At 72.1% G+C, this 16,349-nt stretch carries 16 protein-coding genes and 1 pseudogene; 6 read left to right on the top strand and 11 right to left on the bottom strand.

Going from position 1 to position 16,349, the window contains the following annotated elements:
- Nucleotides 1–10 precede the first annotated feature (10 nt).
- The 7 genes from AC27IY_RS02640 to AC27IY_RS02610 all read right to left on the bottom strand — a co-directional run bounded on the left by AC27IY_RS02640 (nt 11) and on the right by AC27IY_RS02610 (nt 7,180).
- Complete coding sequence (locus AC27IY_RS02640; RefSeq protein WP_344205147.1) at nt 11–829, bottom strand: carbohydrate ABC transporter permease; 819 nt, start codon at nt 827–829, stop codon at nt 11–13.
- Nucleotides 826–1,710 carry a carbohydrate ABC transporter permease gene (locus AC27IY_RS02635; RefSeq protein ID WP_364450427.1) on the bottom strand — a complete coding sequence of 295 codons (885 nt, stop codon included), beginning with the start codon at nt 1,708–1,710 and terminating at the stop codon, nt 826–828. The genes AC27IY_RS02640 and AC27IY_RS02635 overlap by 4 nt, the downstream gene beginning before the upstream one ends.
- Nucleotides 1,710–2,957: an extracellular solute-binding protein gene (locus tag AC27IY_RS02630; RefSeq protein WP_344205150.1), complete on the bottom strand. Its 1,248-nt coding sequence runs from the start codon at nt 2,955–2,957 to the stop codon at nt 1,710–1,712. Before AC27IY_RS02630 ends, AC27IY_RS02635 begins: the two co-directional genes overlap by 1 nt.
- A gap of 11 nt (nt 2,958–2,968) precedes the next feature.
- Complete coding sequence (locus tag AC27IY_RS02625) at nt 2,969–4,318, bottom strand: cellulose binding domain-containing protein (protein WP_487177007.1); 1,350 nt, start codon at nt 4,316–4,318, stop codon at nt 2,969–2,971.
- 88 nt (nt 4,319–4,406) lie between these two features.
- The gene (locus AC27IY_RS02620) at nt 4,407–5,153 is read right to left on the bottom strand and encodes a sugar isomerase domain-containing protein (protein ID WP_344205153.1); all 747 of its coding nucleotides are present in this window, start codon (nt 5,151–5,153) and stop codon (nt 4,407–4,409) included.
- Nucleotides 5,150–6,019 (bottom strand): MurR/RpiR family transcriptional regulator, encoded by an 870-nt coding sequence (locus AC27IY_RS02615; RefSeq protein ID WP_344205154.1) that lies wholly within the window; start codon nt 6,017–6,019, stop codon nt 5,150–5,152. Before AC27IY_RS02615 ends, AC27IY_RS02620 begins: the two co-directional genes overlap by 4 nt.
- 81 nt (nt 6,020–6,100) lie before the next feature.
- On the bottom strand, nt 6,101–7,180 hold the full coding sequence (locus tag AC27IY_RS02610) for a thiolase C-terminal domain-containing protein (RefSeq protein WP_487177006.1): 1,080 nt from the start codon (nt 7,178–7,180) through the stop codon (nt 6,101–6,103).
- Between the two features lie 256 nt (nt 7,181–7,436).
- On the opposite strand from AC27IY_RS02610, the gene AC27IY_RS02605 reads away from it, so the two are divergent.
- Nucleotides 7,437–8,285: a LysR family transcriptional regulator gene (locus tag AC27IY_RS02605; RefSeq protein WP_423445439.1), complete on the top strand. Its 849-nt coding sequence runs from the start codon at nt 7,437–7,439 to the stop codon at nt 8,283–8,285.
- A 31-nt stretch (nt 8,286–8,316) separates the two neighbouring features.
- On the top strand, nt 8,317–8,934 hold the full coding sequence (locus tag AC27IY_RS02600) for a MerR family transcriptional regulator (RefSeq protein ID WP_344205156.1): 618 nt from the start codon (nt 8,317–8,319) through the stop codon (nt 8,932–8,934).
- A gap of 4 nt (nt 8,935–8,938) precedes the next feature.
- On the opposite strand, the gene AC27IY_RS02595 is transcribed toward AC27IY_RS02600, so the two are convergent.
- Nucleotides 8,939–9,826: a hypothetical protein gene (locus tag AC27IY_RS02595; RefSeq protein ID WP_487177005.1), complete on the bottom strand. Its 888-nt coding sequence runs from the start codon at nt 9,824–9,826 to the stop codon at nt 8,939–8,941.
- 63 nt (nt 9,827–9,889) lie between these two features.
- Here AC27IY_RS02595 and AC27IY_RS02590 point away from each other — a divergent pair, with 63 nt between their 5' ends.
- Nucleotides 9,890–10,309, top strand: coding sequence for a TIGR03668 family PPOX class F420-dependent oxidoreductase (locus AC27IY_RS02590; protein WP_487177004.1), 420 nt, complete (start codon nt 9,890–9,892; stop codon nt 10,307–10,309).
- Here AC27IY_RS02590 and AC27IY_RS02585 read toward each other — a convergent pair.
- Nucleotides 10,293–10,967 (bottom strand): ThuA domain-containing protein, encoded by a 675-nt coding sequence (locus tag AC27IY_RS02585; protein WP_344205161.1) that lies wholly within the window; start codon nt 10,965–10,967, stop codon nt 10,293–10,295. The two genes, AC27IY_RS02590 and AC27IY_RS02585, sit on opposite strands and share 17 nt — an antisense overlap.
- An 86-nt stretch (nt 10,968–11,053) precedes the next feature.
- Here AC27IY_RS02585 and AC27IY_RS02580 point away from each other — a divergent pair, with 86 nt between their 5' ends.
- Together AC27IY_RS02580 and AC27IY_RS02575 are read left to right on the top strand one after the other, a co-directional pair.
- Nucleotides 11,054–11,947 carry an RNA polymerase sigma-70 factor gene (locus tag AC27IY_RS02580; RefSeq protein ID WP_344205304.1) on the top strand — a complete coding sequence of 298 codons (894 nt, stop codon included), beginning with the start codon at nt 11,054–11,056 and terminating at the stop codon, nt 11,945–11,947.
- Between the two features lie 7 nt (nt 11,948–11,954).
- Nucleotides 11,955–12,716, top strand: coding sequence for an SDR family NAD(P)-dependent oxidoreductase (locus tag AC27IY_RS02575; protein WP_344205163.1), 762 nt, complete (start codon nt 11,955–11,957; stop codon nt 12,714–12,716).
- 25 nt (nt 12,717–12,741) lie between these two features.
- On the opposite strand, the gene AC27IY_RS02570 is transcribed toward AC27IY_RS02575, so the two are convergent.
- Nucleotides 12,742–13,314, bottom strand: coding sequence for a TetR/AcrR family transcriptional regulator (locus AC27IY_RS02570; RefSeq protein ID WP_423445449.1), 573 nt, complete (start codon nt 13,312–13,314; stop codon nt 12,742–12,744).
- A gap of 107 nt (nt 13,315–13,421) precedes the next feature.
- Here AC27IY_RS02570 and AC27IY_RS02565 point away from each other — a divergent pair, with 107 nt between their 5' ends.
- Complete coding sequence (locus AC27IY_RS02565; RefSeq protein WP_423445451.1) at nt 13,422–15,071, top strand: NAD(P)/FAD-dependent oxidoreductase; 1,650 nt, start codon at nt 13,422–13,424, stop codon at nt 15,069–15,071.
- Here AC27IY_RS02565 and AC27IY_RS02560 read toward each other — a convergent pair.
- A pseudogene (locus AC27IY_RS02560) lies at nt 15,053–16,302 on the bottom strand (RNA-guided endonuclease InsQ/TnpB family protein). The gene AC27IY_RS02565 and the pseudogene AC27IY_RS02560 sit on opposite strands and share 19 nt — an antisense overlap.
- Nucleotides 16,303–16,349 lie beyond the last annotated feature (47 nt).

Raw genomic sequence — 16,349 nt, 5'->3', positions numbered from 1 at the left:
TCGCCCTGTTTCAGCCCTTGACCGCCCCCGCCGTCATCCCGGTGCCCACCCGCCGCTGCAGGAACAGGAAGAGCAGCAGCGCCGGCAGCGCGAACAGGCTGGCCGCCGCCATCGTGGCGCCCCAGTCGGTGCCGAAGACGTCACGGAAGGACGACAGCCACACCGGCAGCGTCCGCTTGTCCTGGTCCTTGATGATGAGCACGTTGACGAAGGCGAACTCGTTCCAGGCCGTGATGAAGCCGAACAGCGAGGTCGCCATCAGCCCCGGCGCGAGCAGCGGGAAGATCACCCGGCGGAAGGCCACCAGCCGCGAGCAGCCGTCCACCTGCGCCGCCTCCTCCAGCTCCGCCGGGATCGCGGCGAGGAACCCGCGCAGCGTCACGATCGTGAACGGCAGCGTGATCATGAAGTAGACGCCGGTCAGCATGGCCAGCGAGTCGAGCAGCTCGCTGTCGCGGGCGATGATGAACACCGGCACCAGCAGCGCCTCCCACGGCGCCATCTGCGCGGCGAACACCGCGACCACGAACGCCGAGCGCCCCCGCCACCGCATCCGCGCCACCGCGAACGCCGCCAGCAACGCCACCACCAGCGCGATCAGCACCGCCGCCCCCGTCACCACGAGGCTGTTGCGCCAGTAGACCCAGAAGCCCGGCGCCTCGATCGCGGTGACGAAGTGCTCCAGGGTCGGGTGCGCCGGCCAGAACGTGGGGGTGGCCGACTGGATGTCCCTGGTCGGCTTGAACGCGGTCAGGAACATCCAGTAGACCGGGAAGATCGTCGTGGCGAGCACCGCCAGCGCCGCTATGTTGAGCAGGAGCCGCCTCATTGGCGCACCATCCTTCGCAGGTTGCTGACCAGGGCCACGGCGAGCAGCACCACCGTGAGCATGGCGACCGCCGAGCCGAGGTCGTAGCGGTGCAGGACGCGGGCGACCTTGAACGCGTACACCGGCAGGGTCGTGGTGGCGCCGTCCGGGCCGCCCTGGCTGAGCACCCAGATCTGCGGGAAGCACTTGGCCACCCAGATCACCTCCAGCGAGGCGACCAGCGCGAAGAGCTGCCTGAGCATCGGCAGAGTGACCTTCATGAAGATCTGCGGGCCGCTGCCGCCGTCGATCCGCGCCGACTCGTACAGCTCGGACGGGATCGTGGTGAGCCCGGCGTAGAGGGTGAGCGCGGCGAACGGCACCGACTGCCACACCACGAGGATCACCAGCACCGCGAACGTGGCCGTGCCGTCGGCGAACCAGGTGTAGCCGCGGAAGGAGTCGAACCCGAGCGTGACCAGCAGCCAGTTGACCACGCCCAGCTCCGACTGGAACAGCCACTGGAACACGGTGGTGGCCGCGATGATCGGCGTGGCCCAGGCGAGGGCCAGCGCGCTCATCAGGGCGAGGCGCAGGCCGCGGCCCAGCCGTACCAGCATGAGGGCCACGCCCGTGGACAGCGTCACGATGAGCACGACGTTGATCGCCGTCCAGGCCACGGTGCGCCACAGCACCCGCCAGAACTCCTCGCCGGCCAGCAGCTCGGCGTAGTTGTCCAGGCCCGCGAGGGTCGCGCCGCCCCGGATCAGCTCGCCCATCCGGAAGTGCTGGAACGAGATCACCGCCGCCTTGAGCAGCGGATACAGCAGCAGGAAGGCCCCGCCTGCCACCGCGGGCGCGATGAGCAGGTAGGGCCAGAGCGAGGAAGTGCGCTCCCGCATCAGGATCCGCTGTTCAGGGTCGTGGTGATGGCCGCCGAGACCTTCTTCGCCTCCGTCGCGGGGTCGGCGCCGGTGAGCACGGCGGTCATGTACTGCTTGATCACCGAGGTGGCCTCGACGGCGGCCCAGTTGGGGGTGTTGGGGGTGGCACGGCCGCCCGCGGCCGCCGCGGCCATGGCCGCCGTGCCCTCGTCGCCGGCGAGGACGCCGGCCAGCGAGGTGCGGTTCGGGACGAAGCTCATCGCCTTGGCCAGCTCGGTCTGGAACTTCTCCCCGGCCAGGGCCTTGACCAGCTCGTACGCCTCCTCCTGCCGCTTGGACGCGGCCGGCACGATGAGGTCGGAGCCGCCCGTGAAGACCGTGCCCGGCTTGTCGGCCGTCTTGCCGGGGATGGGGAAGAAGCCCATCTTGCCGGCCAGTTTCGGCTCGACCTCCAGCACGCGGGCCGCGATGCCGGGCACGGCGATGATCTGGGCGACCTTGCCCTGCGCGAACACCTCGTGCTGCGGCGGGTTGGCCTCGTCGGCGTCCTTCGGGCCCTTGCCGAGCGCCTGGAGCCGCCGGTAGAAGTCCATGCCGGCGAGGGCCTGCGGGGTGTCGAGGGCGCCCTTCCACTTGCCGCCCTCCTGGACGGCCAGGTCGCCGCCCTCGTCCCAGACGAAGCCGGCCAGGGCGTACCAGGTCTGACCGGTGAGGTAGATGCCCTGGTCGCCGCCCCGGTCGAGCTTGGCGGTGACCTCCAGCCACTCGTCGCGGGTCTTCGGCGGCTCCTTGACGCCCGCCTTGGCCCAGAGGTCCTTGTTGTAGACGACGACGCGGTTGGCGGCGTACCACGGGATGCCGTACTGGTGGCCGTCGACGTTGCCCGGCTGGGCGAGGCCGGGCAGCCAGTCCTCGCCCTTCAGCTCGGCGATCTTGGCGGTCAGGTCGGTGACGCCGCCGCTGGCGGAGTACTGGGCGACCTGGGTGTTGCCGACCTCGATCACGTCGGGGGCGTCGGTGCTGGCCAGGGCGGCGGTGACGCGCTCGCCGATGCCGTCCCACGCCTGGATCTGCAGGTCGAGGTCGATGCCCTGGTGCGCGGCCTCGTACTCGGTCTCGAACGACTTCAGCAGGTCCTGCGTGACGCTGCCGTCCATGATCCAGACGGTCAGCTTGACCGGGCCCGCGTCGTTCCGGGGCTGCTCCGTGGCTCCGCAGGCGGTCAGCGCGAACACGGCCGCCAGCGCCAGGATGCGGTTGTTCATGGCGCTTCCTCTTAGGAGTTGGGAACGGTGTCGCGGAAGGCGGTGCCGGCGGCGCGCAGGGCGCCGACCCGGCTCACCACGTCGGCGGGCGGGACGACCTCGTTCTTGCTGTAGTAGAGCCAGTCGACCTGCTGGCGGTACGTACGCGTGCCGGTGGCCGCCTGGAGATCGATGAACCACTGGTTGAACATGATCCACATCGGGGTCTCGGGGTAGTAGATGTCCCCGTGGTCGGCGAACAGCCGGCCGTCCACGTAGTAGCGGATCCGGCCGCCGGAGACCTGGATGACCAGGTCGTGCCAGCCCGCGAAGCTCGCCCGCTCCTCGGTGTGGGTGTTCACGGCCTGCCAGGGCTCGCCCTGGTAGGTCTCCCAGCTCGTGGTGTAGAGGATGTTCGACGGCTCGCCCCAGCCGCCGTTGGGGAGGTACTCGAAGTCCAGCTCGCCGTAGTCGGGGTCCAGGTTGAAGCGGAGCGGGGTGATGGTGAAGAACGTCTGCACGACGTGCTCGCCGTCGGGGCCGCTGGTGGGCGCGTCGGTGAAGCGGACGCGGGCGCCGTAGGTGCCCTCGAAGAACTTGCGGTTCGCGGTGGACAGCTCGGCCTGCACGGTGCCGGAGGCGGTGCCGTTCGTGGTGGAGTCGAGGGTCAGCAGGCCGCCGGGGAACGAGACGGCCGACGGCGACCAGGTCGCGCCGGGCACGCCGGGGCCGCCGGAGTTCGAGCGTACGGTCCAGCCGCGCTGGGCGAGCAGCGGGTCGGACGGGCCCGAGTAGGTGAAGTCGTCGAACAGCACCCCTGTCGAGCCGGGGCCGGTCGGTGTGATGGTGGGCGTCGGCTCGGTGCCGTGGGGCTTGCCCCAGGCGAGTGCGCCGTTGACGTGGACGGTCACCTTGTCCCAGTTCGCATACGCGGTGCCGGGGCCGTAGGAGTAGTCGTCGCTCTGCGTGAACGACTGCCAGTCGGCGCGGTAGAAGCGCAGTTGCAGGTCGCCGGTGTTCGCGCCGGGGGCGAGGGCGCCCGAGGTGAAGCCGACCTCCAGGTACTGGTCCGCGCCCGACTGGCGGACGAACCGGCCGGTCACCGTCGAACAGCTCACCACGGCCCAGGAGCAGGCGAAGCGGTAGGTCTCGGTGCCCGTCAGGTAGTAGCGGATGGTGACCTGGTTGAGCTGGATGGTGGTGGTGCCGTCGTTGAAGAGCTTGAACCAGGGCTCGGCCTGGGCCGTGGTCGCGCCGGGGGCGCTGGTGCGGTACTGGAGGCGTACGGCTTGGGCGGCGCCGGCCGGGGTGACGAGGGCGCCGACGAGGAGGACGAGCGGGAGGGCTAAGGAGAGAGCGATTTGGGCGACTTTTCTGGACATTGGGGGGTGTCTCCTTGCATGCCGGACTGGCCCCGTGGCGAGGCCAGGAGGAGCAGGATGATCAGGCTGGGTTGACCAGGCTGGGTGATCAGGCGCCGCGTCGGATGCGGCCGGCGTAGCGCGCTTCGAGCGTGAGGTTGTGGGCGTCGCCCTCCGGGACGTTCGCGGAGAGGTACACCGGCGGGGTCTCGCCCGCGTCGAGCAGGTTGCGCACGGTGCGGGTCACGACGAGCTGGGCCAGCAGCGCCGAGGTGATGGTGGAGACGGCCCCGACGGCGCCGCCGCCGGGAAGGGGGAGCACGGCGTCGCCGTAGGGGGCACGGTTGTCGAGGACGACGTCGGCGAGGTCGGCGAGCCGCCGGCCCGAGGGGTGCCGGGACGGGACGGCTTCGGTGTGGGCGCGCGAGGTGATCGCGACCAGGTCGTGACCGCGCTCCTTGACCAGCGTGGCGAGCTCGACCACCACGCCGTTGACGCCCGAGTTGGAGATGAGGACGAACAGGTCGTGCGGCTGCACGGGGGCGAGGTCGAGGATCGTGCGGGCGACGGCGGGGTCGCGTTCGAGGTCGTAGCGGTCCAGTTCGGCGCGGGGGGCGTCGCCGTGGAGGACGATGTCCCTGAGCGCGAGCCGGTTGGTGGGGACGAGGCCGCCGGCCCGGCCGGCGATCTCCATGGCGACGGCCTCGGAGTGTCCCGAGCCGAACGCCTGGATGACGCCGCCCGCTGTCAGCGCCTTGGTGAAGAGGTCGGCGGCGCGGTCGAGCTCGGGGTCGGCGGGAAGCTCGTGGACGAGGGCGGCGACCTGCGCGGCGTATTGTTCCGGATCTATCGTCATGAATCACCTTCCGGTAGGCGGTGTCCGGCGACAGCGCGGACGGTGACGTCGAAGGCCTGCTTGGTGCGCTCGTACGTGCGCTGCGCGACCGACACGTACACGACGTCGAGCACGAGGAGCTGCGAGTGGATCGCGGCGAACCCCTCCGACCTGAAGCTCGTCGCCCGGCTGGCCGTGGTCAGCACCAGCTCGGCCACCTCCGCGAGCGGCGAGCGCGGCTGCGAGGTGACCGCCACGGTGATCGCGCCGTGGCTGCCCGCCTCGGCCAGCACCTCGATGACCTCGCGGGTGCGCCCGCTGTGCGAGATGCCGATGGCCACGTCGCCCTGGCCGAGCAGCGCGGCGTCGGTCAGCGCGCTGTGGGCGTCGGACCTGCTCCAGGTCGGCACCCGCATGCGCTGCAGGCGGTACTCCATCTCGCTGGCCACGGCCGCGCTGCTCGACACCCCGAACAGCAGCACCCGCCCCGCCCGCGCCACGGCCTGCGCCACCTTCTCCACCACGGCGAGGTCGAGCTGGCCGGCGGTCTCCTGGATCAGGCGGATGTCGTTGCCGGACACCACGCCGAGCACCTTGTCGAGGCTGTCGTCGGGGAGGATCTCCTGGCCGATGTCGGTCTGCCAGGTCTGCCGCGCCTGCCGGCCGGTCTCGGTGGCGACGGCGACGCGCAGCTCGGCGTACCCGGCGAAGCCGAGCGCCCGGCAGAAGCGGGTGATGGTCGCCGTGGAGGTCCCGCTCCGCTCGGCGAGGTCGACGATCGTCAGCCGGGCGGCCTCGGCGGGGGCGGCGAGGATGGTCTCGGCCACCTTGCGGAGGGCGTCGGGCAGATCGGGACGCTCGGCCTGGATGCGGGTGAGAAGTTCCACGCCGTGAAAATTATGCACAGCATCTGGTGCCGTCAAGGTGTTCGGGCGATAATTTTTGACATGTCACTCCGGGCGGCGCTCTCACGCGGTGAGGAGGGCGGCGCTGCCGTAGCTGCCGCCGAAGCCGGTCACCAGGGCCACCTCGTGCCGGCCCGTCCGCAGCTCCCTGACGGCCTGGGCCACGTTGTTGAGCCCGTGCACGTACCCCTCGGACAGCAGGCCGCCGTGCGGGTTGACCCAGGCGTGCCGGCGCTCCAGCAGGTAGTCCCCCAGCTCCTCGCGGGCGGCCAGCCCGAAGTCCTCCAACTGCCTGGGCACCAGCCACGAGTAGGCGTCGTACGGCAGCATCACGTCCACGTCCGCGGGCCGCAGGCCGGAGGCGTCCCAGAGCATGGGGGCCACGTACGCCGAGAAGATCGCGCCGACGTCGGCCGCCCGGTCCATGGACGAGCAGCCCGGCCCGCCCCCGCGCACGACCGCCCGCACCCGCGGCCCGTCCAGCTCGCCGCTCACCAGCAGCGCGCAGGCCCCGTCGGTCTCCTGGCAGCAGTCCACGGTGCGCAGCGGCGTGGCGACGTACGGGCGGGCGAGGTACCCGGCGAGATCCAGCGGCTCCCGGCGCAGCGCCCGGGGGTTGTCCCTGGCGTTCTCCCTGGACTGGGCGACGACGGCGTGCAGGTGCTCCTCGGTCAGGCCGCTGTCGTGCAGGTAGCGGGTGGCGGCCAGGGCGAACAGCGGGATCGGCCCGGCGAGCCCGTACGTGAGCCGCTCCTGGGGGCCGGTGGAGACGGTGTTCATGCGCCGGCCGGAGCGGCCGTTGAGCGCGCGGTAGATGAGCACGTGCCTGGCCAGCCCGGCGTGGATCAGCATGGCCGCGTCGCCCAGGATCGAGGCCGCCTGCGTGCCGCCGCCGGCGATGTCGTTGTGCCAGCCGAGCCGTTCGACGCCGAGGGCGCGGGCGACCTGGACGACGGGCGCGGAGTCGCCGAGGTGGTAGCTGAGCATCGCGTCCACGTCGCCGGGCCGCAGGCCGGCGTCGGCGCAGGCGGCGCGGCACGCCTCGACGGCGAGCTCCAGCTCGGCGCGCCCGGAGCGCCGGGTCAGCGCCGTCATCCCGATCCCGGCCACGGCGGCCCGCCCGGCGAACGCCTGCGTTCCCACCCGCCCACGCTATCCGGCCAAGCGCTTGCTAGGCAAGCGCCTATCGGCCGGCCGCAACCCCGCCCCCGGCCCGCCCGAAGCCCGCTCCCCCTGACCGCCCGGCCGCGCCGGCACCGCCCGCCACCAGCCCGTACCGCCCGCCTCCCGGCCAGGCCACGCTCTCCTGGTGACTGAGCGTCTTCACGGGAGCTGTCCCGTCTTGTAATACGGAGGTGCGATCTTCCGACAGCCCATCACCATCACCCCGAGGTGAGCGATGGATCTACGCTACGTCCGGTACGCCATGGCCATCGCACGCGCGGGCAGCCTGCGCCGCGCCGCCGCCGCGCTGCACATCGCCCAGCCCACGCTGTCGGAGCAGCTCCGGGCGCTGGAGAAGGAGATCGGCGTCGAGCTGTTCAGCCGCTCCTCCAGCGGCGTGCAGCTCACCGAGGCGGGCGAGGCGTTCCTCGCCCAGGCCACGGTCGCGGTGGACGCCTTCGAGCGGGCCGTGGCGGCGGCCAGGAGCGGCGGCAGGGACGCCCGCCTCGGCGTCGCCGACGGCCTGGCCGACGTGGTCGCCCGCGTGCTGTCGCAGCTCCACGGCGTGCGGCTGCGCGTGGCCCCCATGAGCACCGCCGAGCAGATCGTCTCCATCGTGGACGGCACCCTGCAGGCCGGCCTCGGGTACGCCCCCGGCTCGCTGCCGCGCGGCGTGGCCAGGATGCTGGTCCACCGGTTCCCCGTACGCGCGCTGATGCACCGCGACCACCCGCTCGCCGGGGCGGACGCGGTGTCGCTGGCGGACCTCGCCGCCGAGCCGCTGGTGATGCCCGAGTCGGACGCGGTGGCGGGCGCGCGCAGGTTCCTCGAGGGCTTCGTCCGCCAACGGCTGCATCCGCGGCTCGGCCCGGCCGCCGCGACCCACGACCTGGCGATCACGATGATCGAGCGCGGCGCCGGCTATACGCTCTGCGTGCACGAGGGGACGCCGGTGCCGGACGCCCTGACGTTCCTGCCGGTGAAGGAGGACGTGCCGCCGCTGGAGGTGGTCTTCCTGTGGAACCGGCAGGCGGACGTCCCCGAGCTGGTCAGCGCGGCCCGGCACGTCGCCCGCACTGGATAGCACTAATATCCAATAGCGCTATCATCCTGTGATGCGCATCTCCGAACTCAGCTCCCGCTCCGGCGTCGCCATCCCCACGATCAAGTACTACCTGCGCGAGGGGCTGCTGCACCAGGGCGAGCAGACGGCGGCGACCCGCGCCGAGTACGACGACTCCCACCTGCGCAGACTCCGCCTCGTCAGGGCGCTGCTGGAGGTGGGCAAGCTGCCGGTGTCCTCGATCAAGAAGATCATCGACGCCGTGGACGACGAGTCGCTGCCCATCCACCAGATGCTCGGCACCGCCCACTACGCCCTCGGCCCCACGGTCGAGCCGGAGCCCGGCGAGGAGTGGCGCGCCGCCCGCGCCGACGTGGACGCCCTCATCGACGACCTCGGCTGGCGCATCCACCCGGAGGCCCCGACCCGCGACGAGCTGGCCCAGACGCTGGTCCGGATGCGCCAGCTCGGCCTGCGCGTCGACCTGCGGCCCTACGTCGAGGCCGCGCGCAAGCTGGTCGCCGAGGTCGAGATGGACACCATCGCCTTCGACGGGCCGCGCGACGCCGCCGTGGAGGCGCTGGTGCTGGGCTCGGTGCTGTACGGCAAGGCGTTCGACGCGCTGCGCCGCATGGCCCAGGAGTCTGAGTCGGCCCGCCGGCTGACGTAACCCTCTAGAGCAGGCCGTTGGCCCGCAGGATCCGCACCGCCCGCACGGTGGCCGCGCCCCGCCACTCCAGGAACCCGGCGGGCGAGATCCGGGCGTAGTCCACCGTCCAGCCGCCGTCGTCCTGCTGGCCCTCCGCCAGGCGTACGAGGTCGGCGGCGATCACCTCGGGCGCGAACAGCTCGCGGACCGGCCGCCCGGGGAACGGCGCGAAGTCGAGCGGCCGCAGCGCCTCGTCCGCCGTGCCGCCCTCCACGGGCACCCGGCCGTCCGCCGGAATGTGCCCGGCCAGCCGCTTCAGCAGGTCGGCCGCGCGGGGCTCGGTGTCGTGCACGGCGTCGAGGAAGCCGACGGCGAACGACAGCACGTACGCGTGCGGCCGCTCCTCCAGCGCCTGGATCGCGTCCAGGCAGTAGCGGGTGGCCCGCAGCAGCCAAGGGTGGGCGGCCACGGCCGGGTCGTGGGCGGCCACCCGGTGCGCGGCCGCCGCCGTCACGGCGGTGGTCTGCAGGGCCGACACGGCCGGATCGGCGCCCGCCCACCAGGGCGCGGTGCCGTCGGCCACGGTCAGCGGCAGCGCGAACGGCAGCCCGCCGTCCGGCAGCGTCACCGACTCCAGGTAGTCGCAGAGCGCCACGGCCGCCGGGGAGGTGCGCGGCGCGACCTCCTCGAACACCTCGAAGGCGTGCAGCGCGGCGCCCGGCTGGCTCTCCGGCGAGCGCAGGTCGGGCTCCAGCCCCCACCCGTAGCCGCCGTCCGGGTTGCGGTAGCCCTCCAGCGCGGCCAGCACGCCCGCCTCGCCGCCGCCGCCCATGAGCGACGCGTACCGTCTGCGGTCGAGCAGCCGTGCGTGGGTCGCGAGAAAGCCGGGGATCAGGTCGAGGTTCACGTTCATGGGCCCATCGTGCCCGGGGCCGCGACGTGCAGTCTTGTAGGTTCCGGACGGGAGAATGGGGGCGTGGACGAGGAGGAGGCGCGGCGCCGGTTCGCCGCGGCGCGGGTGGCGCGGCTGGCCACGGTGCGCGGCGACGGCGGGCCGCGCCTGGTGCCCGTCGTGTTCGCCGTGGCCGGGCAGCGCGTGGTGAGCGCCGTCGACCACAAGCCGAAGACGACCACCGACCTGCGCCGGCTGGCCGACATCCGCGCCGAGCCGCGCGTCACCCTGCTGGCCGACCACTACGACGAGGACTGGTCGCTGCTGTGGTGGGTCCGCGCCGACGGCCTGGCCAGGGTCGTCGCGGCCGGCCCGGAACGCGAGGCGGCGCTGGACGCGCTGACGGCGAAATATCCGCAGTACCGCGACCGCCGCCCCGCCGGGCCCGCCGTCGTGGTCGAGGTGACCCGATGGCGCGGCTGGGCAGCTACTCCGACACCGTGACCGGCCGCTTGAGCAGCCAGAGCGCGGCCCGCTTGAGCATCGTCCTGTGCACCTCGTTGTCGTAGGAGCGGGTGTCGTGGCCGAGCGCGTCGTAGAACACCCGGCCGCGCCGCACCGGCCGCGCCCACACCAGCGGCTGGCCGTTCGCCGAGGCCAGCGGCTCGACGTCGGGCAGGATGTCGAGGTCGCTGTAGACCTCGTCCACCACGTCGAAGTCGCGCAGGCCCGCCACCACCGGGTGCGCGCCGTGGACGCGCACGCTCGTCCAGCCGAGCGGCGGATGGTGCGACTTGGGCCAGGTCCAGTGGCCGCCGAGCACGCGCGGCCAGCCCTGCCAGTCGTCGAAGCAGATGGACGCCGCGTGCATGCACAGCAGCCCGCCGCCCCGGTCGAGATGGTCGAGGATCGCGGTGCGGGCCTCGGCCGGCAGCTCGAAGCGCCACTGGGGGCGCAGGTCGGCGAAGCGGTCCTGGCCCATCCGCCAGCGCAGTGCGTTGACCGTGATGAGCTGGACCTCCGGCGGCTCGCTGAGCGCGCCCGCGATGTCCTCGGTGATCTCGGAGTCGATCCCCACCTCGGTCAGCAGCTCCGCCAACGCGGCCGATGTGGCGGCGAAGTCGTGGAACACGCCTCCCGACAGGATCAGGTTTCTTGCCACTCTCCCAGCTCATCACGGTTGTGGCGGCATGGCCACCCCGGGAACCGGCAGCCCCGGCATTCGGCCCTCCAGGGGGAGACGGCATGATGCCAGCCGTGGAGACACGTACGGACGCCGACTTGGATTTCGAGCAGCACCGGCCGACGCTGCTCGGGCTCGCCTACCGCCTGCTCGGCAGCATGTGGGACGCCGAGGACGTGGTGCAGGAGGCCTGGCTGCGCTGGCAGGGCGCCGACCGGGACCAGGTCAGGGAGCCGCGGGCGTTCCTGATGACCGTGGTGTCGCGGCTGGCGCTGGACCAGCTCCGCTCGGCGCGGGTGAAACGGGAGGCGTACACCGGGCCGTGGCTGCCCGAGCCGGTCGCCACGGGCGAGGCGGGGCCCCTGGACACCGCCGAGCTGCGCGACACCGTCTCCTTCGCGACGCTGCACCTGATGGAGCGGCTGTCGCCGCCGGAGCGGGCGGTGTTCGTGCTGCGGGAGGCGTTCGAGCTGCCCTACGACCAGATCGCCGAGATCGTCGAGGTCTCGGTGGCCAACGCCCGCCAGCTCCACCGCCGGGCCTCGGTGCGGCTGGCCGAGGGCCGCGACCGGTTCACGCCCTCGGCGGAGGACCACACGCGGCTGCTGCGCAGGTTCGTGGCGGCGGCGACCGGCGGCGACCTCGACGCGCTGAAGGACCTGTTCCACGAGGACGTCGTGGCCTGGAACGACGGCGGCGGCAAGGTACGCGCCGCGCTGCGCCCGATCCTCGGCCGGCGCAAGGTGGTGGCCTTCCTGGGCGGCCTGATCAGCCGCTACGAGTACAGCGACGCCCGCCTGCTGGACGTCAACGGCGGGCCGGCCCTCTGGACGCGGTTCGCCGGGACCGAGCAGCTCACCATGATCGAGATCAGGGACGGCCGGATCCACGGCATGTACAGCGTCCTCAACCCGGACAAACTCGCCCGCGTCCGCCCGGCCGATCAGGACGATCTATAGTCAGCCCATGGATCTCGGCATCTCGGGCAAGGTCGCCCTGGTCACCGGAGGCAGCGCGGGCATCGGACTCGCCACGGCCAAGAGCCTCGCGCGCGAGGGCTGCGACGTCTGCGTCGTCGGCCGCACCCCCGAACGGCTCGCGGACGCGGTGGTGGAACTCCAGGAGTTCGGCAAGGTCGTGCACGCCGTGCTGGCCGACGTGGAGGACCCGTCGGCCGCCCGGCGCGTCGTCGAGGAAACTCGCGACGTGCTCGGCCCGGTGGACATCCTGGTCGCCAACGCGGGCGGCCCGCCGCCCGGCCGCTTCACCGACGCGAGCCTCGCCGACTGGGACGTCGCCGTCCAGCGCAACCTGCTCGGCACCGTACGCCTGATCCACGCCGTGCTGCCGGAGATGCGCTCGCGCGGCTGGGGCCGGATCGTGACGATCACCAGCCGGTCGGTGCGCGAGGCGCTGGACGGCCTCGCCCTGTCCAACGCCACCCGCTCGGCCGTGGCCGGGGTGGTGCGCACCCTCGCCCGCGAGGTCGCCGGTGACGGCGTGCTGGTCAACAACGTGCTGCCGGGCCCGATCGACACCGACCGGCTGCGCGAGACGTCGGGCGGCGAGGAGAACCTCGCCGAACGCGGCAGGGCGGTGCCGGTCGGCCGGATCGGGCGGCCCGAGGAGGTGGGGGACGTCGTGGCGTTCCTGGCCAGCGAGCGGGCCTCGTTCGTGAACGGCGTGTCGCTGCTGGTCGACGGCGGCGAGAGCCGGGTCATCGCCTGAGCCCGGGTCAGCGTCTGAGCCCGGGTCAGCGTCTGAGCAGCGTGCGGACGATCGCGGCGGCCCAGGCGGCGTCGTCCTCCGGCGGGTCGACGTAGTAGGACAGGTTGGCCCGGTGGAAGCAGGCGCCCATGAGCATGGACGCCGCCGCGCCCGCGTCGATCTTCCTGTCGATCCGGTCGCGGTCCTGCTCGCCGGCGATCACGTCGGCGAGCGCCAGGATCGGCACGTGCGGGCCCGACCCGCTCCTGGCGAGCATGGCGCGGAAGCCCTCCGTGAGCGAGGGGTCGGCCAGCACGCCCGCGGCGATGCCCGCCGCCCGCGTGTAGAACTCCAGCGCGGCCAGCGTGAACGCGGTGAGATGGTCGGCCACGTCGCCGGTGCCGGCCGCGAGCCGCAGCCGGGTGAGCGCGGGGCCGAGCGCGGGCAGCCGCTCCAGCAGCACCGCGAGCAGCAGCGACTCCTTGCCGGGGAAGTGCTTGTAGAGCAGCGCCTCGGAGCAGCCGGCCGCCGCCGCGATGCGCTTGGTGGTCGCGCCCACGATGCCGAACTCACGGACGACCTGCTCGGCGGCGTCGACGATGCGCTCGCGGGTGCCCATCCGCCCATCATAGAAGCGGTGACCTGAGCGAATTCCCGCCTGGCCGCCCGCGCATGACATGCTTCCCATAGGGGCCGTTCCAGGGACCAAAGGGGAGAGGCATAGGCATGGACAAGCCGGTCATCGTGACGGTGGACGACGACCCGGGCGTCTCGCGGGCGGTGGCGCGCGACCTGCGACGCCGTTACGGCCAGGAATACCGCATCGTCCGTGCCGAGACCGCGCGCGACGGCATCGAGGCGGTCAAGGAGATGCGGCTGCGCGGCGACGACGTGGCGGCCATCCTGGCCGACTACCGCATGCCGCAGATGAACGGCGTGCAGTTCCTTGAAGCCGCCATGGACATGTACCCGTACGCCCGGCGGGTGCTGCTGACCGCCTACGCCGACACCGAGGCGGCCATCCAGGCGATCAACGTGGTGGACCTCGACCACTACCTGCTCAAGCCGTGGGACCCGCCGGAGGAGAAGTTCTACCCGGTCATCGACGGGCAGCTCGACGCGTGGCTGCGTACCGACCGGATCGAGCGCTCGGAGCTGCGGGTGGTGGGCGACCGGTGGTCGGCGCAGTCGTACCGGGTGCGTGACTTCCTGGCCCGCAACCACGTGCCCTACCAGTGGATGCTCGCCGAGGACCCGGAGGGCGCGCAGCTCGTGAAGGCGGCCGGCGAGGGCTGCCACCTGCCGCTGGTGGTCACCACCGACGGCACCACGCTGGAGTCGCCCGACCAGGCCACGCTGGCCACGACCGTCGGCCTGTCCACCACCCCGGCCACCGACTTCTACGACCTGATCGTGGTCGGCGGCGGCCCCGCCGGGCTGGGCGCGGCCGTCTACGGCGCCTCCGAAGGGCTCAACACCGTGCTCGTCGAGTCGCACTCCTCGGGCGGCCAGGCGGGCCAGAGCTCTCGGATCGAGAACTACCTGGGCTTTCCCGACGGCGTCTCCGGCCAGCAGCTCGCCGACCGGGCGCGGCGGCAGGCGCTGAAGTTCGGCGCCGAGCTGCTGACCGCGCGCAAGGTGACCCTGCTGGAGCCGCGCGGCCAGGCCCGGGTGGTCGGCTTCAAGGACGGCGGCGAGATCGCCGCGCACGCGGTCATCCTGGCCACCGGCGTCACCTACCGGCGGCTGGACGCGCCGGGCCTGGACGAGTTCGTCGGCCGGGGCGTCTTCTACGGCGCCGCGCTCACCGAGGCGCCCGCCTGTTCCGACGCCGAGGTCCACATCGTCGGCGCGGCCAACTCGGCCGGGCAGGCGGCCGTCTACCTGGCGGGATTCGCGAGCAAAGTTCATTTGTTGGTGAGGGGTGATGGTTTGGAGAAGTCCATGTCCCACTACCTCATCGAGCAGATCGCCGCGATCCCCAACATCGAGGTGCACCTGGAGACGGAGGTCGCCGGCGGCGGCGGCGACGGGCACCTGGAGCGGCTGACGCTGTCGACCAGGGGCGAGCAGCGCACGGTCGACGCCCAGTGGCTGTTCGTGTTCATCGGCGCGGAGCCGTTCACCTCGTGGCTGGGCGACACGGTCGAGCGCGACCCGCGCGGGTTCGTGCTGACCGGGCCCGACCTGGTCCAGGGCGGCCGGCGGCCGCGCAACTGGCCGCTGCGGCGCGAGCCCTACTACCTGGAGACGAACGTCCCCGGGGTGTTCGCGGCGGGCGACGTACGCGCCGAGTCGATCAAGAGGGTGGCCTCCGCCGTCGGGGAGGGCGCGATGGCCGTCGCGCTCGTGCACCGCTACCTGGAGAAGCATTGACATCCTCCCCCCTCGTGAACCGAGAGGGATCCGACCGTCGCCGGTCGGTCTTCCTGCTTCACTACCGGTCGCCCGCGCGAGAGGAGGACTCCCGTTGAGGTCTTACACCAGCTCCACAGGCGTTTCAGCTCTCCGCCAGCCCGGCGGCGAGCACGTTCTGGGCCGCGTTCACCTCCCGGTCATGGACCGCGCCGCACGCACAGACCCACACACGGACGCTCAACGGCATCTCCTCCTGCAGAGCCCCGCAGACCGAGCACAACTTGGAGGAGGGAAAGAAGCGGTCTGCCACCGCCAGCGTGCGGCGGTACCAGTCCGTCTTGTACTCCAGCATGCGCCGCAGTTCCCGCCAGCCGGCATCCGAGATGGCGCGGGCCAGGGCATGGTTCTTGAGCAGGTTGCGGACGGCCAGGTCCTCCACGGCGATCACTTGATTTTCGCGAACCAGCCGTGTGGTGACCTTGTGCAGGTAGTCCCGGCGCCGGTCGGCGACCCGGGCGTAGATCTTCGCCACGCGCAGCCGGGCCTTGGCCCGGTTCTTCGACCCCTTCTGCTTGCGGGCCAGCGCCCGCTGCGCCTTGGCCAGCCTGCGCCGCTCGCGACGCTCGTGACGCGGGTTGGCGATCTTCTCGCCGCACGCCAGCGTGAGCAGCGCGGTGAGGCCCGCGTCCAGGCCCGTCGACCGCTCGACCGGCGGCAAAGGCGCGATCTTCTCCTCGACCAGAATGGACACGAACCACCGCCCGGCCGGGTCCCTGGACACGGTGACCGTGGACGGCTCGGCCCCCTCGGGCAGCGGGCGCGACCACACGATGTCCAGCGGCGCGCCCATCTTGGCCAGAGTGAGCCGGCCGTCACGCCAGCGGAACCCAGAGCGGGTGTACTCCGCCGACGCCCGCGACCGTTTCCTGCTCTTGAACGTCGGATACTTCGCGCGGCGGGCGAAGAAGTTCGCGAACGCCGACTGCAGATGCCGCAGCGCCTGCTGCAACGGCACCGACGACACCTCGTTAAGAAACGCCAGCTCGGGTGTCTTCTTCCACGCCGTCAGCGCGGCCGACGACTCCGCATAGGAGACGCCCCGGCCTTCCAGCTTGTAAGCGCGGGTCCGCTCCTCCAACGCCTTGTTGTAAACCAGACGCACGCAGCCGAACGTCCGGGCAAGCTGTTCGACCTGCTCAGGGGTCGGATAGAAGCGGTACTTGTAGGCCCGCTTCACAAGCTGCGCCACCTCTCGATCCTAGATGCGAGATCACTCGCGCACCGGCCGATTCCGAA

Source organism: Nonomuraea sp. B208 (assembly GCF_057536035.1).
This window is presented reverse-complemented; position numbering and strand designations above follow the sequence as displayed.

Coding starts and splice junctions, on each gene's coding strand:
- AC27IY_RS02640 (WP_344205147.1), bottom strand. CDS start 829: ATGAGGCGGCTCCTGCTCAACATAGCGGCGCTGGCGGTGCTCGCCACG.
- AC27IY_RS02635 (WP_364450427.1), bottom strand. CDS start 1,710: ATGCGGGAGCGCACTTCCTCGCTCTGGCCCTACCTGCTCATCGCGCCC.
- AC27IY_RS02630 (WP_344205150.1), bottom strand. CDS start 2,957: ATGAACAACCGCATCCTGGCGCTGGCGGCCGTGTTCGCGCTGACCGCC.
- AC27IY_RS02625 (WP_487177007.1), bottom strand. CDS start 4,318: ATGTCCAGAAAAGTCGCCCAAATCGCTCTCTCCTTAGCCCTCCCGCTC.
- AC27IY_RS02620 (WP_344205153.1), bottom strand. CDS start 5,153: ATGACGATAGATCCGGAACAATACGCCGCGCAGGTCGCCGCCCTCGTC.
- AC27IY_RS02605 (WP_423445439.1), top strand. CDS start 7,437: ATGGATCTACGCTACGTCCGGTACGCCATGGCCATCGCACGCGCGGGC.
- AC27IY_RS02600 (WP_344205156.1), top strand. CDS start 8,317: ATGCGCATCTCCGAACTCAGCTCCCGCTCCGGCGTCGCCATCCCCACG.
- AC27IY_RS02595 (WP_487177005.1), bottom strand. CDS start 9,826: ATGAACGTGAACCTCGACCTGATCCCCGGCTTTCTCGCGACCCACGCA.
- AC27IY_RS02580 (WP_344205304.1), top strand. CDS start 11,054: ATGCCAGCCGTGGAGACACGTACGGACGCCGACTTGGATTTCGAGCAG.
- AC27IY_RS02575 (WP_344205163.1), top strand. CDS start 11,955: ATGGATCTCGGCATCTCGGGCAAGGTCGCCCTGGTCACCGGAGGCAGC.
- AC27IY_RS02570 (WP_423445449.1), bottom strand. CDS start 13,314: ATGGGCACCCGCGAGCGCATCGTCGACGCCGCCGAGCAGGTCGTCCGT.
- AC27IY_RS02565 (WP_423445451.1), top strand. CDS start 13,422: ATGGACAAGCCGGTCATCGTGACGGTGGACGACGACCCGGGCGTCTCG.